Source organism: Mesorhizobium sp. WSM4849 (assembly GCF_055811385.1).
The window spans coordinates 139,439-165,068 of record NZ_JBVVPW010000015.1 but is presented as its reverse complement, the minus strand read 5'-3'; the positions used below and the strand labels follow the sequence as shown (position 1 = coordinate 165,068).

The 25,630-nt window shown below is 63.4% G+C and carries 24 protein-coding genes; 19 read left to right on the top strand and 5 right to left on the bottom strand.

The features are described 5' to 3' along the window. Positions 1-98 precede the first annotated feature (98 nt). Positions 99-2,723, top strand: coding sequence for a leucine--tRNA ligase (gene leuS, locus AC0L3L_RS19095; RefSeq protein ID WP_473638720.1), 2,625 nt, complete (start codon positions 99-101; stop codon positions 2,721-2,723). Then, positions 2,710-3,297 (top strand): LPS assembly lipoprotein LptE, encoded by a 588-nt coding sequence (gene lptE, locus AC0L3L_RS19090; protein ID WP_473638719.1) that lies wholly within the window; start codon positions 2,710-2,712, stop codon positions 3,295-3,297. Before leuS ends, lptE begins: the two co-directional genes overlap by 14 nt. Positions 3,298-3,402: 105 nt before the next feature. On the opposite strand, the gene fsa is transcribed toward lptE, so the two are convergent. Next, on the bottom strand, positions 3,403-4,056 hold the full coding sequence (gene fsa, locus AC0L3L_RS19085; RefSeq protein ID WP_473638718.1) for a fructose-6-phosphate aldolase: 654 nt from the start codon (positions 4,054-4,056) through the stop codon (positions 3,403-3,405). 187 nt (positions 4,057-4,243) lie between these two features. Here fsa and AC0L3L_RS19080 point away from each other — a divergent pair, with 187 nt between their 5' ends. Beyond that, the gene (locus AC0L3L_RS19080; RefSeq protein ID WP_473638717.1) at positions 4,244-6,427 is read left to right on the top strand and encodes a primosomal protein N'; all 2,184 of its coding nucleotides are present in this window, start codon (positions 4,244-4,246) and stop codon (positions 6,425-6,427) included. 20 nt (positions 6,428-6,447) lie between these two features. Here the strand turns inward: AC0L3L_RS19080 and AC0L3L_RS19075 are convergent, their stop codons facing one another. Both AC0L3L_RS19075 and AC0L3L_RS19070 read right to left on the bottom strand, forming a co-directional pair. Further along, positions 6,448-6,903, bottom strand: a complete 456-nt coding sequence (locus AC0L3L_RS19075; RefSeq protein WP_473638716.1) for a PIN domain-containing protein — start codon at positions 6,901-6,903, stop codon at positions 6,448-6,450. Then, positions 6,900-7,133, bottom strand: a complete 234-nt coding sequence (locus AC0L3L_RS19070) for a type II toxin-antitoxin system Phd/YefM family antitoxin (RefSeq protein ID WP_436798445.1) — start codon at positions 7,131-7,133, stop codon at positions 6,900-6,902. The genes AC0L3L_RS19075 and AC0L3L_RS19070 overlap by 4 nt, the downstream gene beginning before the upstream one ends. A gap of 247 nt (positions 7,134-7,380) precedes the next feature. Between AC0L3L_RS19070 and AC0L3L_RS19065 the strand changes: the two genes are divergently transcribed. The 6 genes from AC0L3L_RS19065 to AC0L3L_RS19040 all read left to right on the top strand — a co-directional run bounded on the left by AC0L3L_RS19065 (position 7,381) and on the right by AC0L3L_RS19040 (position 13,203). After that, positions 7,381-7,776, top strand: a complete 396-nt coding sequence (locus tag AC0L3L_RS19065) for an AGROH133_08824 family phage infection protein (protein ID WP_473486250.1) — start codon at positions 7,381-7,383, stop codon at positions 7,774-7,776. A gap of 246 nt (positions 7,777-8,022) precedes the next feature. Beyond that, positions 8,023-8,583 (top strand): F0F1 ATP synthase subunit delta, encoded by a 561-nt coding sequence (locus AC0L3L_RS19060; RefSeq protein WP_473486251.1) that lies wholly within the window; start codon positions 8,023-8,025, stop codon positions 8,581-8,583. After that, positions 8,583-10,112 (top strand): F0F1 ATP synthase subunit alpha, encoded by a 1,530-nt coding sequence (gene atpA, locus AC0L3L_RS19055; protein WP_292548611.1) that lies wholly within the window; start codon positions 8,583-8,585, stop codon positions 10,110-10,112. The genes AC0L3L_RS19060 and atpA overlap by 1 nt, the downstream gene beginning before the upstream one ends. A gap of 33 nt (positions 10,113-10,145) precedes the next feature. Beyond that, positions 10,146-11,030: a F0F1 ATP synthase subunit gamma gene (locus tag AC0L3L_RS19050; RefSeq protein WP_473525762.1), complete on the top strand. Its 885-nt coding sequence runs from the start codon at positions 10,146-10,148 to the stop codon at positions 11,028-11,030. A 72-nt stretch (positions 11,031-11,102) separates the two neighbouring features. Next, positions 11,103-12,686 (top strand): F0F1 ATP synthase subunit beta, encoded by a 1,584-nt coding sequence (gene atpD / locus AC0L3L_RS19045; RefSeq protein ID WP_473525761.1) that lies wholly within the window; start codon positions 11,103-11,105, stop codon positions 12,684-12,686. Positions 12,687-12,795: 109 nt separating this feature from the next. After that, the gene (locus AC0L3L_RS19040; RefSeq protein ID WP_473638715.1) at positions 12,796-13,203 is read left to right on the top strand and encodes a F0F1 ATP synthase subunit epsilon; all 408 of its coding nucleotides are present in this window, start codon (positions 12,796-12,798) and stop codon (positions 13,201-13,203) included. 336 nt (positions 13,204-13,539) lie between these two features. Here AC0L3L_RS19040 and AC0L3L_RS19035 read toward each other — a convergent pair whose 3' ends face one another. Continuing rightward, positions 13,540-15,018 carry a mannitol dehydrogenase family protein gene (locus AC0L3L_RS19035; protein ID WP_473638714.1) on the bottom strand — a complete coding sequence of 493 codons (1,479 nt, stop codon included), beginning with the start codon at positions 15,016-15,018 and terminating at the stop codon, positions 13,540-13,542. Between the two features lie 176 nt (positions 15,019-15,194). On the opposite strand from AC0L3L_RS19035, the gene uxaC reads away from it, so the two are divergent. The 9 genes from uxaC (at position 15,195) to recQ (ending at position 24,625) form a co-directional block, all read left to right on the top strand. Beyond that, complete coding sequence (gene uxaC, locus AC0L3L_RS19030) at positions 15,195-16,604, top strand: glucuronate isomerase (protein WP_473638713.1); 1,410 nt, start codon at positions 15,195-15,197, stop codon at positions 16,602-16,604. Between the two features lie 37 nt (positions 16,605-16,641). After that, positions 16,642-17,619, top strand: coding sequence for a TRAP transporter substrate-binding protein (locus AC0L3L_RS19025; RefSeq protein ID WP_473638712.1), 978 nt, complete (start codon positions 16,642-16,644; stop codon positions 17,617-17,619). Positions 17,620-17,722: 103 nt separating this feature from the next. Further along, positions 17,723-18,250 carry a TRAP transporter small permease gene (locus tag AC0L3L_RS19020; protein ID WP_473638738.1) on the top strand — a complete coding sequence of 176 codons (528 nt, stop codon included), beginning with the start codon at positions 17,723-17,725 and terminating at the stop codon, positions 18,248-18,250. Between the two features lie 5 nt (positions 18,251-18,255). Then, a complete protein-coding gene (locus AC0L3L_RS19015) occupies positions 18,256-19,536 on the top strand; it encodes a TRAP transporter large permease (RefSeq protein ID WP_095495456.1) in 1,281 nt (426 codons plus the stop codon). A gap of 9 nt (positions 19,537-19,545) precedes the next feature. After that, positions 19,546-20,322 (top strand): FadR/GntR family transcriptional regulator, encoded by a 777-nt coding sequence (locus tag AC0L3L_RS19010; RefSeq protein ID WP_473638711.1) that lies wholly within the window; start codon positions 19,546-19,548, stop codon positions 20,320-20,322. A gap of 27 nt (positions 20,323-20,349) precedes the next feature. Beyond that, positions 20,350-21,207: a 5-dehydro-4-deoxy-D-glucuronate isomerase gene (kduI, locus tag AC0L3L_RS19005; protein ID WP_473638710.1), complete on the top strand. Its 858-nt coding sequence runs from the start codon at positions 20,350-20,352 to the stop codon at positions 21,205-21,207. Further along, a complete protein-coding gene (gene kduD, locus AC0L3L_RS19000) occupies positions 21,204-21,971 on the top strand; it encodes a 2-dehydro-3-deoxy-D-gluconate 5-dehydrogenase KduD (protein ID WP_473638708.1) in 768 nt (255 codons plus the stop codon). Before kduI ends, kduD begins: the two co-directional genes overlap by 4 nt. A gap of 21 nt (positions 21,972-21,992) precedes the next feature. Continuing rightward, positions 21,993-22,331 carry a cupin domain-containing protein gene (locus AC0L3L_RS18995; protein ID WP_473638707.1) on the top strand — a complete coding sequence of 113 codons (339 nt, stop codon included), beginning with the start codon at positions 21,993-21,995 and terminating at the stop codon, positions 22,329-22,331. A gap of 449 nt (positions 22,332-22,780) precedes the next feature. Continuing rightward, the gene (gene recQ / locus AC0L3L_RS18990) at positions 22,781-24,625 is read left to right on the top strand and encodes a DNA helicase RecQ (RefSeq protein ID WP_473638706.1); all 1,845 of its coding nucleotides are present in this window, start codon (positions 22,781-22,783) and stop codon (positions 24,623-24,625) included. Positions 24,626-24,700: 75 nt separating this feature from the next. On the opposite strand, the gene AC0L3L_RS18985 is transcribed toward recQ, so the two are convergent. Further along, positions 24,701-25,090, bottom strand: a complete 390-nt coding sequence (locus AC0L3L_RS18985) for a hypothetical protein (protein ID WP_473486265.1) — start codon at positions 25,088-25,090, stop codon at positions 24,701-24,703. Between the two features lie 82 nt (positions 25,091-25,172). On the opposite strand from AC0L3L_RS18985, the gene AC0L3L_RS18980 reads away from it, so the two are divergent. Further along, entirely contained in the window at positions 25,173-25,583 is a 411-nt protein-coding gene (locus tag AC0L3L_RS18980) for a DUF3024 domain-containing protein (RefSeq protein ID WP_473638705.1), read from the top strand. Positions 25,584-25,630 lie beyond the last annotated feature (47 nt).

Sequence of the window (25,630 nt, the reverse complement as noted above, 5' to 3'; positions counted from 1 at the left end):
ACGGGTCCGGCAATCCATGGTGAACACCGCGACGACATTTCCTGAGCCGCCGGGCATGTCCGGCTGTTCGCGCATGCTTTTTAAGTGAAAAACACCCGATGGCAACCGAACGATACAATCCGCGCGCATCAGAGCCCAAATGGCAGAAGGCCTGGGACGCCAAGAAGCTGTTCGAAGCTGACAACGACGACCCGCGTCCGAAATACTACGTACTCGAAATGTTCCCCTATCCGTCGGGGCGCATCCATATCGGCCATACCCGCAACTACACGATGGGCGACGTGGTTGCGCGCTACAAGCGTGCCAAGGGTTTCAACGTACTGCACCCGATGGGCTGGGACGCCTTCGGCATGCCGGCCGAGAACGCGGCGATGCAGAACAAGGTCCATCCCAAGGACTGGACCTATCAGAACATCGCCGCCATGCGCGAACAGCTCAAGGTCATGGGCCTGTCGCTCGACTGGGCACGCGAATTCGCCACCTGCGATGTCGACTACTACCACCGCCAGCAGATGTTGTTCCTCGATTTCGTCGAGAAGGGGCTGGTGACGCGCAAATCCTCCAAGGTCAACTGGGATCCGGAGGACATGACGGTGCTTGCCAACGAGCAGGTCATCGACGGACGCGGCTGGCGCTCGGGCGCGCTGGTCGAACAGCGCGAGCTGACGCAGTGGTTCTTCAAGATCACCGACTATGCGCAGGATCTGCTGGACTCGCTGGAAGGCCTCGACGAATGGCCGGAAAAAGTGAAGCTGATGCAGGCGAACTGGATCGGCCGTTCGGAAGGCCTGCTGATCCGCTGGCCGCTGGCCACTCCAGTCGATGGCGAAGATGAGCTGGAGGTCTACACGACGCGGCCCGACACCATCTTCGGCGCCTCCTTCATGGCGGTCGCAGCTGATCATCCGCTGGCGAAGAAGGCGGCCGAAAGCAATCCGGCGCTGGCCAAGTTCATCGACGAGGTTCGCCATATGGGCACTTCAGTGGCGGCACTGGAGACAGCCGAGAAGAGGGGTTTCGATACCGGCATCCGCGTCGTCCATCCGTTCGACGCGAACTGGACGCTGCCTGTCTATGTCGCCAATTTCGTGCTGATGGAGTACGGCACCGGCGCCATCTTCGGCTGCCCGTCCGGTGACCAGCGCGACCTCGATTTCGCTAACAGATACGGCCTGCCGGTCATTCCGGTGGTGATGCCGGAAGGCGAGAATCAGGGAAACTTCCAGATCATCGACGAGGCCTATGTCGGCGACGGCGTGATGATCAATTCGCGCTTCCTCGACGGCATGAAGCCTGATCAGGCGTTCGACGAGGTGGCGAAGCTGCTGGAACAAAAGACTATCGGCAATCGGCCGGTGGCTGAGCGCAAGGTCAACTTCCGCCTGCGCGACTGGGGCATTTCGCGCCAGCGCTACTGGGGCTGTCCGATCCCGATGATCCACTGCGAGGATTGCGGCGTGGTGCCGGTGCCGAAAGCGGATCTGCCGGTCAAGCTGCCGGACGACATCGAGTTCGACCGGCCGGGCAATCCGCTCGATCGCCATCCGACATGGCGGCATGTCAAATGTCCGCAATGCGGCAAGGATGCACGCCGCGAAACCGACACGATGGACACGTTCGTCGATTCGTCCTGGTATTTCGCGCGCTTTACCGCGCCCTGGGCGAACGACCCGACCGATCCCAAGGCAGCTACCGAATGGCTGCCGGTCGACCAGTATATAGGCGGCATCGAGCACGCCATTTTGCACCTGCTCTATTCGCGCTTCTTCACCCGCGCCATGCGCGAGACCGGCCATGTCGATCTCGCCGAGCCGTTCAGGGGCCTGTTCACGCAAGGCATGGTGGTGCACGAGACCTATCGGGTCGGCGGTGGCTCGAACAGCCGCTGGCTTGCACCCAGCGAGGTGCGGCTGGAGGACGTCGACGGCAAGCGCCGCGCCGTCGAAATCGCGACCGGCGAAGAGGCGGTAATCGGCCCGCTCGAAAAAATGTCGAAGTCGAAGAAGAACACGGTGAGCCCGGAAGAGATCACCGACGGCTACGGCGCCGACACCGCGCGCTGGTTCATGCTGTCGGACTCACCACCCGAGCGTGATGTCGAATGGACCGACGAGGGTGCTGCCGGCGCGCATCGCTTCATTCAGCGCATCTGGCGGCTGGTGTCGACGGCTGCCGAATCGCTCGCCGGCAGCCAACCGGCAGCGGCGAAGGAGGGCGAGGCAGGGACTGTGTCCAAGGCCGCGCACAAGATCCTGAAATCAGTCGGCGAGGATATCGAAAAGCTCGCCTTCAACCGCGCTATCGCCCGCATCTACGAACTCGCCAATGCGCTCACCACGCCGCTCAACGAGGCGGCTGAAGGCAAGGCCGCCCCGGCGCTCAAGGCTGCCTGTCGGCAAGCCGTCGACATCCTCGTGCATCTGATTGCGCCGGTCATGCCGCATCTGGCCGAGGAGTGCTGGCAGACGCTCGGCGGCACCGATCTTGTCGCCGAACGGCCCTGGCCTGTCTATGAGCCGTCGCTTGTCGTCGACAACGAGATCGTGCTGCCGGTTCAGGTCAACGGCAAGAAGCGCGGCGATTTGACAATTGCCCGCGACGCGGACCAAGGTGCGGTCGAAAAAGCGGTTCTGGCTCTCGACTTCGTGCAGAAAGCGCTCGATGGTAAGGCACCGCGCAAGGTAATCATCGTCCCACAGAGGATCGTCAATGTCGTTGCCTGATCCGAGGAAGACAGAGGGGACGCATTTGCTGCGCCGTACAGCGCTGTATGGCCTGGTCGCTTCGGTTGCGCTGGTTTCGGCCTGCACGGTGCGCCCGCTCTATTCGAGCGCGCCGCTGTCGGCCGGCTCGCAAGTCGCGGCTGCCGCCGAACTCGGGTCCATCGCGGTCAAGCCGGTCAACACCCGCTACGCCCAGCAGGTCCGCAACAATCTGATCTTCGCGCTCGGCCAGGGTGCGGGCGAGCCGGCTACGCCCGCCTATTCGCTCGATCTCGGCGTTACCGAACTTGTTGAATCCTCTGCAACCGTGCAGGTCTCGACCGATCAGGACGAGCCAACCGCGGGCACGGTGACACTGACCGCCAATTATGTGCTGACCGACGCCAAGACCGGCACGACGATCGCGACCGGCAGGCGCTCGATAGCGTCGTCCTTCGACAGGCCCCGTCAGGAGTTTGCCTCCTACCGGGCACAGATCGACGCCGAAAACCGTGCGGCGCGCGAACTGGCGGACCTGCTGCGCCTGTCGATCGCCCAGAATCTGATCAAGCACGGCAAGACGGTGGCGGGTTAACTTTCCGGCCTCGATCGAGACGTTCCGGTTCTCGCCGACAGCCGCTTGCTGGCGCAAAAAAGGCCGATCGATCGGCCTTTTTTTCGTGAACGCGGCGTCTGGATTTCAGCCGATCTTCTGGCCGGTCTTGGCCCAGTCGGCGAGGAACTGCTCCAGGCCCTTGTCGGTCAGCGGGTGCTTGACCAGTGCCTTCAGCGTCGTCGGCGGCGCGGTGATGACGTCGGCGCCGATCAGTGCGGCCTGCTTGACATGGTTCACCGTGCGCACCGAAGCGGTCAGGATCTCGGTCTGGAAATCATAGTTGTCGTAGATGGTGCGGATGTCCGAGATCAGTTCCATGCCGTCCCAGCCGCTGTCGTCGATGCGGCCGACGAAGGGCGAGATGAACGAGGCGCCGGCCTTGGCGGCGAGCAACGCCTGGGTCGCCGAGAAGCACAGCGTGACGTTGACCATGCGGCCGTCCGATCGGATGTCCTTGCAGGCCTTCAGGCCGTCGAGCGTCAGCGGCACCTTGATGCAGACATTATCGGCGATCCGGGCCAGGATCTTGGCCTCCGCCATCATGTCCTTGTATTCGGTGGCGACGACTTCGGCCGAGACCGGGCCCTTGACGATCTCGCAGATCTCTCTGGTGACGTCGGCGATCTTGCCGCCGGATTTGAGGATCAGCGAAGGATTGGTGGTAACGCCGTCGAGCAGCCCCAGATCGTTCAGGTCACGGATTTCATTGACATCGGCGGTGTCGACAAAAAATTTCATGGCGGGGTCTCCTGAAGATTTCGCATCGGCCCGAAAATCGTAACCGATTTTCGGGAAGCACGATGCGTGGGTTAAAGTTCTAAAGCGTACTTTGTGCGTCCGGATGGACGCACGTCGCTCTAGGCCGGCAAGGCACATTCGGCGTTGGACTTTGCTCTAGACGAAAGTCGGGGCAAGGTCACGCCTCATGATCGAAGATTCGCCCTTTGTCGCAGCCGCGCCAGTGCTGGTGCCGATGCCCGCCGATCGGCCCTACACCTATGCCGTGCCCGCCGGCATGCGCGTGGTGCCGGGCTCGATCGTGCGCGTTCCGCTCGGTCCGCGCCAGGTTGCCGGCATCGTCTGGGACGGCGTTGTCGAAAAGGTCGACGCAAAAAAACTGCGCCCGATCGAGCAGGTCTTCGACTGCCCGCCGATCGACCGCGCTATGCGCCGCTTCGTCGACTGGATCGCGCAATACACGCTGTCGCCGCCTGGCATGGTGGCGCGCATGCTGCTGCGGGCGCCGGAGGCCTTCGACCCGGAACCCTGGATCGAAGGGCTGCAACGCACCTTCGCCAAACCCGACCGGATGACGGGTGCGAGGATGCGCGTGCTGGAAACAGCCGAAGGCGGGCTCGCCTGGACGCGGTCCGGGTTGGCGCATGCGGCCGGCGTGTCGTCGACGGTCATCGACGGGTTGAAAGCGCAAGGCGTGTTCGAGACGGTCATGATCCCGCCGCGACCGGTGGTCGCAGCACCCGATCCGAATTACGCCCAGCCTTCGCTGATGCCGGACCAGAGCGATGCGGCCGGGATGCTGCGCACCAATGTCGCGGCCGGCGCATTCGGCGTCACGCTGCTCGACGGGGTGACCGGATCGGGCAAGACGGAGGTCTATTTCGAGGCGGTGGCGGCGGCGCTCGACCGTTGCAAACAGGTGCTGATCCTGCTGCCGGAGATTGCGCTGACCCACGCCTTCCTCGAGCGCTTCCAGGAACGGTTCGGCGCCAAGCCGGCGGAATGGCACTCGGACCTGCCGCCAAGGATGCGCGAGCGTGTCTGGCGGCAGGTGGCGGAAGGTGGCGTGCGCGTGGTTGCCGGCGCGCGTTCGGCGCTGTTCCTGCCGTTCAGGGAGCTCGGGCTTATCGTCATCGACGAGGAGCATGACCCCGCCTACAAGCAGGAAGACCGCGTCTTCTACAATGCCCGCGATATGGCGGTGGTGCGTGGCCATATCGGCGGCTTTCCGGTGGTGCTCGCCTCGGCGACGCCGTCGGTCGAAAGCCGGGTCAACGCGAGCCAAGGCCGCTATCATCGGGCGGTGCTTTCGGCGCGCTTCGCCGAGGCGGCCCTTCCCGACCTGAAGACGATCGACATGCGCCGCGCCCCGCCGGCGCGCGGCGGCTTTCTGTCGCCGGTGCTGCTTGGCCACATGCGGCAGACGTTGGAGAAACACGAACAATCCTTGCTGTTCCTCAATCGGCGCGGCTATGCGCCGCTGACGCTGTGCCGGGTCTGCGGCCATCGCTTCGGCTGCCCGGTCTGCTCGGCCTGGCTGGTCGAGCACCGCTTTCGCGGCCAGCTCGTCTGCCACCATTGCGGACATAATGAGCGGCGGCCCGAGGCCTGCCCGGAATGCGGCACGCTCGATCATCTGGTCGCCTGCGGGCCGGGCGTCGAGCGCATCGCCGAAGAGGTCGTCGGGCATTTCCCCGACGCCCGCACCATCGTCTTGTCGTCCGACCTGATGGGCGGCGTGCGGCGGCTGAGACTAGAACTCGAAGCCATCGCCAAGGGTGAGGCCGACATCGTCATCGGCACGCAGCTTGTCGCCAAGGGCCACAATTTCCCAAACATGACGCTGGTCGGCGTGGTCGACGCCGATCTCGGCCTGGCCAATGGCGATCCGCGCGCCGCCGAGCGCACCTTCCAACTGCTCAGCCAGGTGACCGGCCGTGCCGGCCGCACCGGCAAGAAGAGCCTTGGCCTGCTGCAGACCTTCCAGCCCGACCACCCGGTGATGCGGGCGATCGTCTCCGGCGACGCCGAGGCTTTTTACGAGCGCGAGATCGCCGAGCGCGAGCGGGCGGCGCTGCCGCCTTTCGGCCGGCTCGCCGGCGTCATCGTCAGTGCTGCGACCCGAGCGGAAGCGGAGGGCCATGCGCGGGGTTTGCGGCGCGCCGCACCTCAGGCCTCCGACCTGTTCGTGCTCGGCCCGGCCGAGGCGCCGCTGTCGCTGCTCGGCGGCCGCCATCGCTTTCGCCTGCTGATCCAGGGCGAGCGGCGCGCCGACATGCAGGGGTTCATTCGCACCATGCTGGCCGAGGGGCCGAAGATACGGGGCTCGGTGCGCGTGCAGGTCGACATCGACCCGCAGAGCTTTTTGTGAGGTGTTTGGAGTGCATTAGTTTAGTCGGCCGCAGGCGGGTCCTGCAATATATTCCAACACCACACGTCGAGCGCCTCAAAATGCCTGACGTTGGCTGTGATCACGGTAAGCTCGTGAATTGACGCGGTAGCGGCGATCAATATGTCCGCAAGGCCTGGGTTCTTCCCTTGTGCAGAGACTGCTTCCTCAATTTGGCCGGCTCTTCGAGCTACAATGGCGTCGATCGCTAGGATTTGGCCCGCAAATCCTTCGATGATATCGTTGAGCCAGTCAGTGAGATTTGCCGTCCGTTTGGTAGCCCCGGCGCGATCGAGCCTGCGTATGCCTTTCTCTATTTCGGTGATTGCTACTACAGGCACGAATAGCGTCTGCTTTTCACCTTCGCTGGCAATCCAGGTGGAGATGTTTTTTGCAAGGGCTGGCTTTCCAGGCGCGAAAGCGGACAGAATAGACGTATCGATAAGATAGCGGCTCAAAGATCGATTTCCCGCGACGGCGACTCGTTCCTTTCGAGCTCAATTCCACCGGGATAGGTCAAAAGAAACTCTCCGAAGTTCCGGCGCTTGACCGGGTAAAGCTTTTGCATGTCCTCGACCGAAACAATCGCCGCCGCTGGCTTACCGTGCTTCGTGATAATTGTAGGCTCGCCGCTCTCGGCAGCTTCGATGAGCGCCGAGAAACCTGCTTTAGCCTCTCTAACCTGCATGGTTCTCACATTGGTTCTCCTTGTGGTCTCATGTGGTCATAATGTATAGCATTCCATAGCGGAGGAACAGCCCGTCATGAAGCTCCCCGTCATGAAGCTCTTGGTACGACGCGCATCCATACCGAGGCGGCAGGTGGTCCCTGCTAGGCTTGCGTGTTTCGGCAATTCGCCAACGCCCATCTGGCGCATGTCTCTTCCTTCGCTAGAATGCCCGAAATTTCGAAACAGCCATTTGCGAGGGGACAGTATGGAATTTGCGTTTCCATGGCCGATGAGCCAGGGCGAGTGGCTGGCATGGTCGAGCGCCGTCGTGACCTTGCTGTTCGGCCTGCTGCTGTTCCTGGCGCCGGGGCTGGGCTTCCGGATTCTCAGGCTGCAGGTCAAGCCGGAGAAGGCGGCGGCGATCGCCGAAGGGCGCGGCAGGATGTCGGGCTTCTATCTCGGCGTCAGCCTGTGCTGCATTCTGCTTGCGCAACCGCTGCTCTACATGGCGCTTGGCTTTTCCTGGCTGCTCACCGCCTTCGGCCGCCTGCTGTCGATGATGTCGGACGGCGCCAACACACCTTTCAACTGGGCGTCCATCGTGGTGGAACTGGTGCTGGCGGCGCTGCCGCTTGCCTTCGCCTTCGGCTTTGTGCCTTGAATCAAAGGCGAATTCGGAACCGGCGGTCGAACCGCACCGCCGGATGCGACAATAGTGCCTGAAAACCATGCGGGACGACGCATTGCGGTCTTAAAATGCCTGTGCTAGACGGCAATCGACTTTCGGCCGGGGATAGCGGAAGCCGCGTCTCCGTGCTTGGAAAAATGCAGTAAGGTCAAAGATTTAGCCAGAGTTTTCGCTCGAGCCAATAATCTGCGGCCTGTCAGACAAGAGAAAAGACGGTCCGTGGCCCAATCGTCATCACCAATCTCAGGTGTCGCAGAGCGCTATGCGGGTTCACTGTTCGAGCTCGCGCTCCAGGCGAATTCGGTCGCAAAGGTCGAGGCCGACCTCAACAGTTTCGCGGCGATGCTCGAAGGCAGCGCGGATCTTACCCGTCTGATCAATAGCCCGGTCTTCTCCAGCGAGGACCAGGCCAAGGCCATTGCGGCGATCGCCGACAAGGCAGGGATCGCCGGCCTCACCGGCAATTTCCTGCGCGTCGTCGCCCAGAACCGCCGGCTGTTCGCCATTCCTGGCATGATCAAGGCATTCCGCCAGATCGCCGCCGAGCATCGTGGCGAGACCGGCGCTGAAGTTACCTCGGCGCATGCGCTGACCGACGCCCAGCAAACCGAGCTGAAGGCGGCGCTGAAAAGCGTTGCCGGCAAGGATGTCGCGATCACCGTGACCGTCGATCCGTCGCTGCTCGGCGGGCTGGTGGTCAAGATAGGCTCGCGCCAGATCGATACGTCGCTCAAAACCAAACTCAATTCGCTCAAGCTTGCACTGAAAGAGGTCGGCTGATGGACATCCGCGCCGCGGAAATTTCCGCAATTCTGAAAGACCAGATCAAGAATTTCGGCAAGGAGGCCGAGGTCTCCGAAGTCGGCCAGGTTCTGTCCGTCGGTGACGGCATCGCCCGCGTCTATGGCCTCGACAACGTCCAGGCCGGCGAGATGGTTGAGTTCCCCGGCGGCATCCGCGGCATGGCGCTCAACCTCGAAGCCGACAATGTCGGCGTCGTCATCTTCGGCGCCGACCGCGACATCAAGGAAGGCGACATCGTCAAGCGCACCGGCGCCATCGTCGACACGCCTGTCGGCATGGGCCTGCTCGGCCGCGTCGTCGACGCGCTCGGCAACCCGATCGACGGCAAGGGCCCGATCCAGGCGACCGAGCGCAAGCGCGTCGACGTCAAGGCGCCCGGCATCATTCCGCGCAAATCGGTGAACGAGCCGATGTCGACCGGCCTCAAGGCCATCGACGCGCTGATCCCGGTCGGCCGCGGACAGCGCGAGCTGGTCATCGGTGACCGCCAGACCGGCAAGACCGCGATCATCCTCGACACGATGCTCAACCAGAAATCGGTGCACGAGCACGGGCCGGAGAAGGAAAAGCTCTACTGCGTCTACGTCGCCGTCGGCCAGAAGCGCTCGACCGTCGCGCAGTTCGCGAAAGTTCTCGAAGAGCGTGGCGCGCTCGACTATTCGATCATCATCGCCGCCACCGCTTCCGATCCGGCGCCGATGCAGTTCCTGGCGCCGTTCACCGCCTGCACCATGGGCGAATATTTCCGCGACAACGGCATGCATGCGCTGATCAGCTACGACGATCTGTCGAAGCAGGCGGTCGCCTATCGCCAGATGTCGCTGCTGCTGCGCCGCCCGCCCGGCCGCGAAGCCTATCCGGGCGACGTCTTCTACCTGCATTCGCGCCTTCTGGAGCGTGCCGCCAAGCTCAATGACGACAATGGCGGCGGTTCGCTGACGGCGCTGCCGATCATCGAGACCCAGGCCAACGACGTGTCGGCCTACATCCCGACCAACGTCATCTCGATCACCGACGGCCAGATCTTCCTGGAAACCAATCTGTTCTTCCAGGGCGTCCGCCCGGCGGTCAACGTCGGCCTGTCGGTGTCGCGCGTCGGCTCCTCGGCGCAGATCAAGGCGATGAAACAGGTCGCCGGCTCGATCAAGGGCGAGCTCGCGCAGTATCGCGAAATGGCGGCCTTCGCCCAGTTCGGCTCTGACCTCGACGCCGCCACGCAGCGCCTGCTCAACCGCGGTGCGCGCCTGACCGAACTCCTGAAGCAGCCGCAATTTTCGCCGCTCAGGGTCGAAGAACAGGTCGCGGTGATCTTCGCCGGCGTCAACGGCTATCTCGACAAGCTGGCAATCGACCAGGTCAGTAAATTCGAGCATGGCTTGCTCAGCCACATGCGCTCGGCCGGCAAGGAGGTGCTCGACGGCATCCGCAAGGAGAAGGCGCTGTCGGACGATCTGCGCGCCAAGCTGAAGGCGGAGATCGACACCTTCGCCAAGACCTTTGCTTGAACGAGGCCGGACGGACGGGATCAGGTTTGAAGCATGCCTTCACTAAAAGACCTTCGTAACCGTATCGCCTCGGTCAAGGCGACGCAGAAGATCACCAAGGCGATGCAGATGGTCGCCGCGGCGAAGCTGCGCCGCGCGCAGGAGGCGGCGGAAGCCGCGCGCCCCTATTCGGAGCGCATGGGCGCGGTGCTGGCCAACATCACCCAGGCGATCGGCGGCGGCGGCGAGGCCCCGGCGCTGATGACCGGCACCGGCAAGGACGACGTGCATCTGCTCGTCGTCTGCACCGCCGAGCGTGGTCTGTGCGGCGGCTTCAATTCGCAGATCGCGCGCCTTGCCCGCGACCACATCCGCAAGCTTCTGGCCGGCGGCAAGCAGGTCAAGATCATCTGCGTCGGCAAGAAGGGATTCGACATCCTGCGTCGCGACTACGCGGCGCTGATCCTCGAGCGTGTCGATTTGCGTGAAGTGAAGACGCTCGGCTTCGTCAATGCCGATGCCATTGCCAAGAAAGTTATCCAACTTTTCAACGAGGGTGGCTTCGACATCTGCACGCTGTTCTATTCGCAGTTCAAGTCGGTGATCAGCCAGGTCCCGACGACCCAGCAGATCATCCCGGCAGGCGTGACTTCCGCTGCCGCCGAGGCGACGGACGGCGGCAATGCCGTCTATGAATACGAGCCGGAGCCGGGCGAAATCCTCTCCGACCTCATCCCGCGCAACATCTCCGTGCAAATCTTTCGTGCGCTGCTCGAAAACGCGGCCGGCGAGATGGGCGCCAAGATGAGCGCCATGGACAATGCGACGCGCAACGCCGGCGACATGATCAACAAATTGTCGATCACCTACAACCGCCAGCGGCAGGCGCAGATCACCAAGGAATTGATCGAAATCATTTCGGGCGCCGAGGCGCTCTAGGCGCGCTCCCACGAAGGTCTCCGACCTTCGAGCGGATCGCGTGAGAAACAAGAGACGAAAAGGGTAAAGACGATGGCGAAAGCAGCGACCCCCCAGAAGGCGGCCCCGAAGACCGCCGCGAAGGCGGCAGCACCAGCAAAGGCTCCGGCAGCGGCAGCGAAAGCCGCTCCGGCCAAGAAGGCGGCCGCGCCCGCCAAGGCAGCCGCGGCGAAGGCGCCGACCGTTGCCATCAAGAAGACTGGCTTGGCCGGCAAGGTCCGCCAGGTCATCGGCGCCGTTGTCGACGTGCAGTTCGGCGAACATCTGCCGGCGATCCTGAACGCATTGGAAACGTCCAATGTCGGCAATCGCCTCGTGCTCGAGGTGGCTCAGCACCTTGGCGAGAACACCGTGCGCTGCATCGCCATGGACTCGACCGAAGGTCTGGTTCGCGGCCAGGACGTCTATGACACCGGCGCACCGATCACCGTCCCGGTCGGCCCGGGCATGCTCGGCCGTATCATCAACGTCATCGGCGAGCCGGTCGACGAGGCAGGCCCGGTCGACGGCATCGAGATGCGCTCTATCCACCAGCCGGCTCCGACCTATGTCGAGCAGGCGACGGAAGCGCAGATCCTGGTCACCGGCATCAAGGTTCTCGACCTGCTGGCACCTTATGCCCGCGGCGGCAAGATCGGCCTGTTCGGCGGCGCCGGCGTCGGCAAGACCGTGCTGATCCAGGAACTGATCAACAACGTCGCCAAGGCGCATGGCGGCTTCTCTGTGTTCGCCGGCGTCGGCGAGCGCACCCGCGAAGGCAACGACCTCTATCATGAGTTCATCGAGTCCGGCGTTAACAAGAAGGGCGGCGGCGAAGGATCCAAGGCAGCGCTCGTCTATGGCCAGATGAACGAGCCGCCGGGTGCGCGCGCCCGCGTCGGCCTGACCGGGCTGACGGTCGCCGAATATTTCCGCGACCAGGGCCAGGACGTGCTGTTCTTCGTCGACAACATCTTCCGCTTCACGCAGGCGGGTTCCGAAGTGTCAGCGCTGCTCGGCCGTATTCCTTCGGCGGTGGGCTACCAGCCGACGCTGGCCACCGACATGGGCGCGCTGCAGGAGCGCATCACGACGACGACCAAGGGCTCGATCACCTCGGTGCAGGCGATCTACGTGCCGGCCGACGATCTGACCGACCCGGCGCCGGCGACCTCGTTCGCCCACCTCGATGCGACGACCGTGCTCAACCGCGCGATCTCGGAAAAGGGCATCTATCCGGCCGTCGATCCGCTCGACTCGACCTCGCGCATGCTCGACCCGATGGTCGTCGGCGAAGAGCACTACCAGGTGGCGCGCCAGGTACAGTCGATCCTTCAGCGCTACAAGTCGCTGCAGGACATCATCGCCATTCTGGGCATGGACGAGCTGTCGGAAGAGGACAAGCAGACGGTGGCCCGCGCCCGCAAGATCGAGCGCTTCCTGTCGCAGCCCTTCTTCGTCGCCGAAGTGTTCACCGGCGCGCCGGGCAAGCTGGTCGATCTCGCCGACACCATCAAGGGCTTCAAGGGCCTCTGCAACGGCGACTATGACCACCTGCCGGAAGCCGCCTTCTACATGGTCGGCGGCATCGAAGAAGCGGTCGAGAAGGCTCAGCGCCTGGCGGCCGAAGCGGCATAATCAAGCGAATAGGGAGTAGGGAGTAGTGAGTAGAGAATAGTAAGTACGGGTTTGGGCGTTTTGCCCTTCACTACTTACTATTCACTATTGACCACTCACTAAATAGATCATGCCTGAATCTTTCAAATTCGAACTGGTCTCGCCGGAGCGCCTGCTGGTTTCCGAGCAGGTAGAAGCCGTCATCATTCCGGGCGCCGAAGGCGAAATGACCGTCATGGCCCATCACGCGCCGGTCATGACCACGATCAAGCCCGGCGTCGTCACGGTGAAGTCCGCGGAAGGCAAGGCAGAGCGCTACGTGGTGTTCGGCGGCTTTGCCGACATTGTTCCGGCGGGCTGCACGCTGCTGGCAGAATCGGCGGTAGCCGTCGGCGACATCGACCGCGCCGACCTGGCCCGCCGTATCCAGGAAGCCAGGGAAGACGTCGCCGACGCCAAGGACGACCAGACGCGCAGCAAGGCCGAGCAGTTCCTTAGCCAGCTCACCACACTCGAAGGCGCGATACTGCCGGCCTAGAGGGCAGGGGTATCCTTACCCATTCCAGGCGGAGAGCAGCTCTTGGGATACATGCCATTGGTCGCGCAGAATGAGTGTTCTGCAGCGATCCTTCGCGCCCCCCTCTGTCCTGCCGGACATCTCCCCCACTTGGGGGGAGATTGGCAGCTTCGCCGCTGGCGCTCGCTCAGCGACGTTGGCGATTGGCGAAAGCCGTAGTGACGGCTAATCTCCCCACCTGTGGACACCTGTGGGGGAGATGTCCGGCAGGACAGAGGGGGGCGCTGTCCCGCCAACGTCAAAGTTTCTGCATCGCCTTAGCCCCTGATCCGGATTAGTGTCAGGTCCGCCCAACAGTCATTCGCTCGCAATGCCCAGCGCTGTGAAAGCAGCAGCCACACCGCCGTGCCGCAGGCGTTCGAGATGCGCGGCCGCGAGGTCGATCAGCGTCAGGCGCTCAGCACCGCCCTTGGCGAAGCCGGCCAGGTCGAACACCGCCGCCACCGCTTCGTCAGCCGACAGATGCCGAGTGTCGAGTGCGGCCAGGACCAAGTCGAGCGGGTCGGTGAAATGGCTTTCCGGCAAGGATTTGCCGCGCGCCTCGCAAGCGGCGATCCAGGCGGCTACCACCAGCATCAGATAGGCGGGCGGGGCACCGCCGCTCAGCCGCTCCATGGCCGAGGCAACGATGCGCTGCGGCAGTTTCTGGCTGCCGTCATTGGCGATCTGCGCCGTCCGATGGGCAAGCGCGGTGTTCGAATAGCGCTTGGCGAGCTGGGCCGTGTAGTCGGCCGTGTCGAGCCCGGCGTCCGGCGGCAGCGTCGGGATCGCCTCGGCCCACAATCCGTCGACGAATTGCCGGATTGCCGGATCGGCGAAGGCGCGGTCGACCGTCTCATGGCCGCTGAGCAGGCCAAGATAGGCGATCGCCGAATGCGAGCCGTTGAGCAGGCGCAGCTTCATGTCCTCGAACGGCCCGACATCACCGACCATGGTGACCCCGAACCTTTCCCAGGCCGGCCTGCCCGCCGGGAAATCGTCTTCGACCACCCATTGGCAGAACGGCTCGGTCATCACCGGCCAGGCGTCCTCGACGCCGAGCTGGCCTGATATCCGTGCCCGGTCGGCATCGGTGGTCGCCGGCACGATGCGATCCACCATGCTCGACGGAAACGCCACCTCGTCGGCGATATGGCGGGCGAGATCGGTGCCGCGCAAAGCGGCGAATTCGACCAGCAGCCGGTGCAGCGTGGCGCCATTGGCGGGGAGATTGTCGCAGCACAGCAGGGTGAATGGCTGGATACCGGCGGCACGGCGGCGCGCAAGCGATTCGCCCAGAAAACCATGCGCCGTTCGCGGCATTTGCGGGTTGGCCAAATCGTGGACGATGTCGGGATGGGCTGCGTCCAGTCCGCCACCCGCCACCCTGAGATAAGCTTTTTCGGTGATCGTCAGCGTGACGATAGAGGTGCGCGGGTCAGTCAGCGCGGCCAGCACCGCGCCCGGATCTTCCGGGGCCACCAGCATCGACAGGATCGAGCCGACGACGCGCAGGCTTTCGCTGTCGCTGCTCCTGACCGCCAGCGTGTAGAGCCCGTCCTGCGGCGCCAGCGCGTCGCGTGTGTCGGCGCTGCGCAGCGAGACGCCGACAATGCCCCAATCCGTCTCTCCCGCCGCCAGGCAGTCGTCGACATAGGCTGCCTGATGGGCGCGGTGGAATGCGCCGACGCCGAGATGGACGATGCCGGGTACGACGCGGTTGCGGTCGTATCCGGGGACCGCGACCGAGGCCGGCAATGCCTGCCGCGTGCTGTTGGAGAGGCGTCTGTCTGTCATCGTGCGATGGGTCTGATCGAGCTCGTGCCGGGCGTGGCCGGCATGCGGCGTAACATCCGTTTCGTTCCCGCACAATGGGCTGACGTTGCGTTAAAGTCATCATACAACAATCTATTTTTTGTATGTTGACATTATTTCCTTCCGATCCTACCGATGGCCAGGTTGGGAGGAACGACGTGGCCGCATTGACCGATCCGGATTTGCTGTTTCCCTCGGAGGCGCATCCGCGTTCGCTTGCCCGTGATCTCTACGCAGCTGTCAAGGATCTGCCGATCGTCAGCCCGCACGGTCACACCGATCCGCGCTGGTATGCGCTCAACGAGGCATTTCCCGATCCGGCGCAATTGCTTGTTGTGCCGGACCATTACATCTTCCGTATGCTGTTCAGCCAGGGCGTCCGGCTCGAGGACCTTGGTGTGCCAACGCTCGACGACTCACCGGTGGAGACCGACGGCAGGACGATCTGGCGGCGCTTCGCCGAGCACTATTATCTGTTCCGCGGCACACCGACGCGGCTGTGGTTCGATCATGTGCTTGCCCATCTGTTCGGCATCGAAGAGCCGCTGACGACCGCAACCGCCGACCGCCATTACGACACGATCTCGACCTTGCTGCAGTGGGAGAATTTTCGCCCGCGAGCGCTGTTCGAGCGCTTCAACATTGAGGTCATTGCGACGACCGAAGGCGCGCTCGACGATCTCAGATGGCACCAGATGATCCGCGACAGCGGCTGGGAGGGCCGCGTCGTCACCGCCTATCGGCCGGACGCCATCGTCGATCCCGATTTCGAAGGCTTTTCGGCCAATCTCGATCGGCTCGGCGACATCACCGGCTGCGACACCGGCACCTGGGCCGGCTATCTCGATGCGCATCGCCAGAGAAGGGCCTTCTTCAAAAGTTTCGGCGCGACCGCGTCGGATCACGGCCATCCGACAGCTGAGACCGCCAATCTGTCGGATGCCGCCGCGCAGGAACTGTTCAACCGCATCCGCCGAGGCTCGGACGACGAGCGTGAGCGAAAACTGTTTCGCGCCCAGATGCTGACCGAAATGGCTAAGATGAGCCGCGACGACGGGCTGGTCCTGCAGATACATCCCGGCTCCTGGCGCAATCATTCGCCTTCCGTCTTCCAGAAATTCGGCAGAGACAAGGGTTTCGATATCCCGACCAGAACCGACTATGTGACGGCGCTGAAGCCGCTGCTCGATTGCGTCGGTCTGGAGCGCGACCTTACCATCATCCTCTTCACGCTCGACGAGACCAACTATGCGCGCGAACTGGCGCCGCTCGCCGGCGTCTACCCGGCACTGAAGATCGGGCCGGCCTGGTGGTTCCACGACAGCCCGGAGGGCATGCGCCGGTTCCGCGAGATGACCACCGAAACAGCAGGCTTCTACAACACCGTCGGCTTCAATGACGACACCCGCGCCTTTCCATCCATCCCGGCTCGCCACGATGTGGCGCGTCGGGTCGATTGCGCCTTTCTTGCGCGTCTCGTCGCCGAGCACCGGCTCCGCGAGGACGAGGCGCACGAGCTGGCGCAGGAACTTGCCTATACGCTCGCAAAAAAGGCGTACCGGATCTAACGGCGCTTGCCGCCATCGTTCAAACGGGAGGAAACCAATGCTGCATTTTTCTAGACTGGCGGGAGCTACGCTACTGGCCGCCGCACTGATGGCCGGAACGGCAAGCGCCCAGACGGTTCTGCGCTCGTCCGACACGCACCCGGACGGCTATCCGACGGTCGAGGCGGTCAAATATTTTGGCGAGCTTGTGAAGGAGCGCACGGCCGGCCGCTATTCGGTCGATGTCTATCATTCCGCGCAGCTCGGCGAGGAAAAGGACACGATCGAGCAGGTGCGTTCCGGCGTGATCGACCTCAACCGCGTCTCGATGGCGCCGTTCAATGGGCTCATCCCCGAAACCACCGTGCCCTCGCTGCCCTACATCTTCCGCTCGGAAGACCATATGCACAAGGCCATGGACGGAGCGGTCGGCGACCAGATCGCGGCGGCGTTCGAACAGGTCGGGCTGGTGCTGCTCGCTTTCTATGACGGCGGCGCGCGCTCCTTCTACAATTCGAAGAAGCCGATCAACTCTGTAGCCGATATGGCCGGCATGAAGTTCCGCGTCATCCAGTCCGACATCTTCGTCGACATGGTGGCGGCACTCGGCGCCAACGCGACGCCGATGCCGTATGGCGAGGTGTATTCGGCGATCGAGACCGGGGTTATCGACGGCGCGGAGAACAATTTTCCGAGCTACGACACCGCCAAGCATGCGGAAGTCGCCAAGTTCTATTCGCTTGACGAGCACACGATGGTGCCGGAAGCCTTCGTCATGGCGAAGTCGAGCTGGGACAAGCTGACGCCGGAAGACCACGCGATCTTCAAGGCGGCGGCCAAGGAAAGCGTCGCCAAGCAGCGAGAGCTATGGGCCGCCAAGGTCAAGGAATCGCGTGCCAAGGTCGAGGCGGCCGGTTCCCAGATCACGACGCCGGACAAGCAGCCCTTCATCGACGCGATGGGCCCGGTCTACGAAAAGCACGTCAAGGACGACAAGCTGAAGGCGATGGTCGAGGCCATCAAGGCCGTGCAGTGATCAAGCGGCGGCGCGGGCATTCCGCGCCGCCATCCTCTTGCGGAGAGAACCGGTGACCTCCAGCTCAGAACAGAGACCGCCCCTGTCCGGCATCGCGCGGGTGATGTCGCGTGTCAGCACGGCGGCGCTGTGGATTGCCGGCGTCGGGCTGGTGGTGATGACCGCCTTCGTCGCCTGGCAGGTGTTCGGCCGCTATGTTCTGAACCGCTCGCCGAGCTGGACCGAGCAGGGCTCGGTGATGCTGATGAGCTGGTTCATTTTCCTCGGCGCTGCGGTCGGGGTGCGCGAGAACTATCACCTCGGCTTCGACGTCCTGCTCTACGTGCTGCCGAAAGGCGGCAAGCGTTGGCTGAGAATGATCTCGGACCTCGTCGCGCTCGCCTTCGGCATCGGCATGATCTGGTACGGCAGCCAGCTGGTCGCATTGACCTGGGGCGCCACCTTGCCGTCGCTCGGCATATCCGGAGGCTGGGACTACGTCCCGCTTGTCGCGGGAGGCGCGCTCATCGTGCTCTTCACGCTGGAGCGCATCGTGCTTCGACTCTCCGGTGCGCCGATCGACGACACGCTCGATGAACTGCCGCCCGCGGAAGTCGCAGCCGAACTCGACACAGCCAACGTGAAGGTCTGATCGCCATGGAACTCTGGATACTCTTTGGCGTCTTCACCGTCCTGATGCTTATCGGCACGCCGATCGCTTTCTGCCTCGGCGTCGCAAGCTTTGCCACCGTCCTCTACATGGGCCTGCCGCCGCTCATCGTGTTCCAGCGCCTGAATTCCGGCATGAGCGTCTTTTCGCTGCTGGCCATTCCGTTTTTCATCTACGCCGGCGACTTGATGGTGCGCGGCGGCATCGCCAGTAAGATCGTTGCCTTCGCCGGCTCGCTCGTCGGCCACATGCGTGGCGGCCTCGGGCAGGTCAACATCGCAACCGCTACACTGTTCGGCGGCATTTCCGGCTCCGCGGTGGCAGAGGCAGCGGCCGTAGGCGGCTTGATGATCCCGCAGATGAAGGCGCGTGGATATGGAGCGGATTATGCCGTCAACGTCACCTCGATGGCGGCGCTGATCGCACTGCTCCTGCCGCCGTCGCACAACATGATCATCTACTCGATCTCGGCAGGCGGAAAGATCTCCATCGCCGACCTATTCACCGCCGGCATCATCCCGGGCCTGCTATTGGCTCTCGCACTGATGATCACCGCCTATTTCGTGGCGCGCTCCCGCGGCTATCCGACCGAGCCGTTTCCGGGCTTCGCCGCGGTCGCGCATCTCTTCGCTGTCGCGGTGCCCGGCCTGCTGCTGATCGCGATCATCTTCGGCGGCGTGCGATCGGGCGTTTTCACGGCCACCGAGAGTTCCTGCATCGCCGTCATCTATGCGTTGCTCGTGACTGTCCTGGTTTACCGGCAGATGACATGGGAAGGTTTCGTTCATGCCACCCATGGTGCCGTGCGCACTACGGCCATGGTGCTGCTCATCATCGGCATGGCGGCGGCGTTCTCGTGGTTGATGGCCTTCCTGAAGGTGCCGGCAGCGCTGATAGCCTCGATGAACGCGATCTCGGAAGATCCGCTGGTCGTGCTTCTCCTGCTCAACCTCTTGATGCTGTTCCTCGGCACGTTCATGGACATGGGGCCGACGATCATCATTTGCACGCCGATCTTCCTGCCCGTGGCGCAGGCCTACGGCGTCGATCCGGTGCATTTCGGCGTCATCATGATCCTCAACTTCGGCATCGGGCTGAACACGCCGCCGGTTGGCGCGGTGCAGTTCGTGGCGTGCGCAGTGGGCAAGATATCCGTCTGGGAAGCGATGCGCTCGATCTGGCCGTTCTATGGGGCCGGCCTCCTGGTGCTGGGGCTCGTCACTTACATTCCGGCCATCTCGCTGTGGCTGCCGAGCGTCTTCAAATAGGGGTTGGCAATGGCATCGGATACGGCGATCAGCCTGAAGATCGAACGCAAGCCCAAGCTGTCGGAGACCGTGGTCGCGGCGATCCGCAAGCAGTTGCAGGCGGGCGAGATCCAGCCGGGCCAAAAGCTGCCGACCGAGGGCCAGCTGACCGAAACCTTCGGGGTCAGCCGCACCGTCATCCGCGAAGCGCTGGCCAAGCTTGCCGCCGATGGTCTGGTCGAGCCGCGCCAGGGCGCCGGGGTCTTCGTCACCGAGCACATCTCGACGATGTTCGGCACGCTGGCCGCGGACATGGGCAGCAAGGATTCGATCGCCCTCAACGTGCTCGAAGTCAGGTTGGCGATCGAGATCGAATCCGCCGGTCTCGCCGCTATCCGTCGCAACGCCGCGCAGGAAGCAGCGATCCAGGAGGCGTTCTTCGAGTTCGAGCGGCTGCTCTTGAACAGCGAGCCGACAGGTCCGGCCGACCTTGCCTTCCACCGCGCGATCGCCAGCGCCACCAACAATCCGTTCTATGTCGAGATGCTCGACGTTCTCGGCCGGCGCGCCATTCCTTGTGACGTGACGTCGCCGTGGTCCACCGAACTCGCCCAGTCCGACGCCTATCAGCGTGGGCTGCAAGGCGAGCATCTGGTGATCCTGAACGCCATTACATCAGGCGATGCCGAGGCCGCTCGCGAGGCCATGCGCGCCCATCTCAGCGCCAGCCAGCAGCGCTATCGCGAGCGCCTGCACGCACGTCAGATTTTTTATGCCGATTCGGTCAAGGCCGCGGCAACCGAATGATCAATGAGGCAGCCCAATGGGACAGCAATGAATCACACTGAAAACCACACGGACTTCACCTCGCGCTTCGCAATCGACCCTGTCACTGCTGCGGCGATGGGGACGGACGAGCTCCGTCACAATTTCCTGATCGAAGACCTGTTCCAGCCGGGCCGCATCGGCCTGACCTACACGCACTACGACCGCATGATCGTCGGCGGCGCCATGCCCGCGGGCACCCCGCTGCCGCTGCAGGCGATCAAGCCGACCGGGACAAAGAATTTTCTCGATCGCCGCGAAATGATCGCCGTCAATATCGGTGACGCCGGCATCGTGCAGGCGAGCGGCCAGTCTTACGAGCTGCAGCCGCGCGACATGCTGTATCTCGGCATGGGCGCCAACGAGGTGTCGTTCGCCTCAGCCAATCCTGCGGAGCCGGCCAAGTTCTATCTGCTCAGCGCGCCGGCGCATCAGAGCCATCCAAGCCAGCTGATCCGCATCGGCGATGCCAAGCGGCTCGATCTCGGCAACCAGGCGACCTGCAACGAACGCTCGATCTTCCAGTTCATCCATTCCGGAGGCGTGAAAACCTGCCAGCTCGTCGTCGGCATGACCCAGCTTGCGTCAGGCTCGGTCTGGAACACCATGCCGTGCCATGTGCATGACCGGCGCATGGAGGCCTATCTCTATTTCGACCTGCCGGAGGCGGCGCGCGTGTTCCATTTCATGGGCGAACCGGACGAGACACGCCATCTCGTCATGCGCAATGAAGAAGCAGTGCTGTCGCCGGGGTGGTCGATCCATTCGGGCGCCGGCACCTCCAACTACGCCTTCATCTGGGCGATGGCCGGCGACAATGTCGACTACACCGATGTCGATCCGGTAGCGATGGAAGAGCTGCGGTGAGCGACCTCTCGGCTTTCAGCCTGGCCGGCAAACGCATCCTCGTCACCGGCGCCAACACCGGCATCGGCCAAGGCATCGCGCTGTCGATCGCGCGCGCCGGTGGTGCTGTGGTCGGCGTCGGCCGTTCGGCGATGGACGAGACCGCGCAAAAGATCGCCGCGGCGGGCGGACGCTTCGAGGCGGTGCACTGCGATCTTGCCGATCATGCCGCCGCCCAGGCAATGCTCGATCGCATCTGGGACGAAACCGGGCCGCTCGACGGACTGGTCAACAATGCCGGCATCATCCGGCGCGCCGACGCCGTCGATCTGGCGGAAGCCGATTGGGACGACGTCATAGACGTCAATCTGAAGACGGTCTTTTTTCTCAGCCAGAGCTTTGCCCGGCGCGTGCTTGCCGATCCCGGACGGCGTGGCAAGATCGTCAACATAGCCTCGGTGCTGAGCTTCCAGGGCGGCATCCGCGTCGCCTCCTATACCGCTTCGAAACACGGCGTGCTCGGCATCACGCGATTGCTCGCCTGCGAATGGGCGTCGAAAGGCATCAACGTCAACAGTATTGCGCCCGGCTATATCGAAACCAACAACACCGAGGCGCTGCGTGCCGATCCAGACCGCAGCACAGCCATTCTGGCGCGCATTCCGGCCGGGCGTTGGGGCGGGCCGGAAGACATCGGCGACGCGGCCGTCTTCCTGCTGGCGCCGGCGTCAAACTACATGCATGGCGCGGTGGTGCCGGTGGACGGCGGCTGGCTGGCGCGATGAGGCCATGACGAGGATTTGGCAATGACCGGAATGAAGATCTTTTCGCACGCCGGCGAGGGCGCGTGGACGCCGACCCCGGACGGCAATCGCAGGCGTGTGCTGCTGCACACGGACGAATTGATGATGGTCGAGTTCGGTTTCGACAAGGGCGGTGTCGGTGCGCTGCATTCGCACCCGCATGTCCAGGCGAGCTACGTCGCCGAAGGCCGCTTCGAGGTCACCATCGACGGCAGGACCGAGATCCTGGAAACCGGAAGCAGCTTCATCGTCCCTTGCAATTTGGTCCACGGCGTCAAGGCGCTCGAGGCCGGCCGCCTCGTCGACAGCTTTACCCCGCACCGCGCCGATTTTATCGACTGAGGGCGAGCGAACGCAGGTCATTGCGGCGTGTGTCCGGCCCGAAGAGCAGGATCGCCTGTTTTCGCCGCCTCCTTCCAGCACATCCCGCAAACGAAAAGCCCGCGCCTCCGGAGAGACGCGGGCGGGTTGCCTGGGCGCTTGTGCGCCGCGGTACTCAAAACATCACCGCAGAACCTGAACCTGCCGAATTATGGTGAAGATAGGATTAACCGGCGCCCAGGCCGACGCGTTATTCACAGCCAAAGCGAATAGGGGCTGGAATCACGATCCCATATCCGCCAATGAGGGAGATATTCTTTCAGACGGCGCCGACGGAGACGGGATTTGAGGGGTGATCGAATATTCGAATCCGAGGTCAAGGCCGTCAGCTGGCGATTCGACAGGGAGATGTCGTCGCAGTCCCTGAGCCCGCTCTCTTTTTGGGCGGCGCCGAACATAGTAATTCCCTGATGCAGGTAGCGGCGGCAAGCGTCCCGGCGGAGGATCCCAAGCGCCGCGTCCTGAAGGACGTGTTCGGCTTCGACGATTTTCGTCCCGGCCAGGACGCTGTGACGGAGGCGCTGCTGGCCGGGCGTCATGTGCTGGCTGTCATGCCGACCGGCGCCGGCAAATCGCTCTGCTATCAGGTCCCGGCGCTGGTCTTGGGCGGGCTCACCATTGTCGTTTCGCCGCTGGTGGCGCTGATGCAGGACCAGGTCGCCGCATTGCGTCTTGCCGGCGTGGCCGCCGATACGATCAATTCCTCACTCGACCGCGATGCCAATGTCGCCGCATGGCGCCGCGTTGCGGCAGGCCAGACGCGCCTGCTCTATCTTGCGCCGGAGCGGGTCATGACCGCGCGGATGCTCGAGGCGCTGGCCAGGCTCGATATCCGGCTGATCGCTGTCGACGAGGCGCATTGCATCTCCCAATGGGGCCCGGCGTTCCGGCGCGAATATGAAGAGTTGTCGCGGCTGCGCGACATTTTCCCTGATGTGCCGATCATTGCGCTGACGGCGACAGCGGACGAGGCGACGCGCACCGATATCGCCGCACAGCTGTTCGCCGGGCGCGTCGAAACTCTGGTGCTGGGTTTCGACCGGCCGAACATCAAGCTCGGCATCGAGGCCAAGCAGGACAGCAAGCGCCAATTGCTGGGCTTCGTGCAGCGTCATGCCGGCCGCAGCGGGATCGTCTATTGCCTGTCGCGCAAGAAGACGGAAGAGATGGCGGCGTTCCTCGAGAAGAACGGCGTGCGCGCCCTGGCCTATCATGCCGGCATGAGCAAGGACGCGCGTGAAGCGAATCAAAACGCATTCATGACCTTGTCCGGTGTCGTGATGGTGGCGACCATCGCCTTCGGCATGGGGATCGACAAGCCTGACGTCGCCTATGTCTTCCACACCGACCTGCCGGGCAGCCTCGAAGCCTATTATCAGGAAATCGGGCGCGCGGGCCGCGACGGGCGGGCTGCCGAGGCACATATGCTCTTCGGTCTCGGCGATATCCGCATGCGGCGGCTTTTCATCGACGACGAGGACGCGCCGGCGGAGCATAAAAGACGCGCGCATGGCCGGCTCGATACGCTGATCGGCTATTGCGAAACGGCCCAGTGCCGTCGCCAGATCCTGCTTGGCTACTTCGGCGAATCAGCCATGCCTTGCGGCAATTGCGACAACTGCCTTGACCAGACGCCGCATGCGGATGGCGAGGCGGAGGCACGGATCGTCTTCGCTGCCATCGCACAAACCGGCGAGCGCTTCGGTGCTGCCCAAATCGTCGATGTTCTGCTCGGCCATGAAACCGAGAAGGTCCTGGCCAGGAACCACCACAGACTTGCCAGCTTCGGGACCGGTGTGGCGCACAAGAAGAATGTCTGGCTGTCCCTGGTCCGCCAGCTCGTCGCGGGAGGGTTTCTGACATTGGACTCAGGCGGCCATGGCGGCCTCGCCATCGCCGAAAAGGGCCGTGAGCTGGCCTGCGGCGAGGTCCCGTTCCGGTATCGCGTAGAGGCGCCGCGGCACGCATCGCGTGGCAAGACACGTCCCACCCCGGACGTTGCCGCGGGCACGCAAGACCTGGATGCCGCGCTTTTGGCCACGCTCAAGTCGGTACGACTGCGACTCGCCCGGGAGCGCCAGGTGCCGGCCTTCGTGATTTTCTCCGATCGTACATTGATCGATATGGCCGAACGCTGCCCGCGCGACCTCGACGCCTTTGCCGCGGTCAACGGCGTCGGCGCCGCCAAGCTCAGGGAATTCGGCGAGATATTCCTTGGCGCAATCGCTGCGCACCAATCCGGTGTGTCGGTCTGAGGTTGTCCATTACGCTGACGATGGACCGTGCGGGATGAAGTGTCCTTTTATGGCCCACGATCCACCTGTCGGGCATCAGTTCTTACCGAGCTCGCCTGTCCAACGATCTCGCCCTGCCCAGTACGGGCAGTTCGGGCAAGTGCCGCCTTCCGGATAGTCGATTCCCTCCTCGTGCGGACAGCCGAGAATTCCGTCCACCATCGCTACGGAATGCACCCCATGCCCGCGCAACAACGCGGCGATCTCGGCGAAGATCGTATCGCTCCTCCGAACGTCGCCGGTTTCGACAAACCAGCGACGCAGGATCGTCGCCTCGGATTGAGGGGCGGGGACGATACCCACCGCCACCTTCGTGGCGCGGAGGTTATCGGGGCCATAGAAGGCGATGGTGCCGACGGGGTAACTGCGCACGCCCAGCTTGGCCTTCTTGGCGATCCATTTTCTTGCCCGCTGGTCCGGTTTCATGCTTGCTGCTCTCCCGTGAATCGGCAGAATATCGCTATCCGCATATGAGATAAATCAGCGACGCAAGGGTGGATCAAGGCCGGTGACCAAGAGGAAACAATGGGTCATCGCGGCGCATGCCGGAAGGCTGGCCGTGGCCGACGAGCGGGAAAAACAAGCAATCGTCGCGGCCTGCGAGACGTTGATCCGTGACGTCCTGAAACCTCGGGTCCTGCCCCAGATCCGACCGACCGAATGGAATTACATGGTCGATATCCTCGGCTTCTGGGCAGCTGGTCGATACCGCTTCATCCAGCGCTACCGGTCGGGCATGGAACACAATCGCGGCGAGGAGTTCAACGCGGCTTTCGCCAGAATCGATCGCGTGGGGCCAGATCAATTCGATATCTACTGGATGCGGCTCACGGGTAAATGGTGGCGGCTTTACGCCGGCGAGACGCTCGTCGAGGCGCTTCGCATTCTCGAAACGGACGGTATTCTGCATCCAGTCTGAATCGCTATCGCCGGCCTGCTTGCGGTGTCGGTGTCGGCCATTACAGA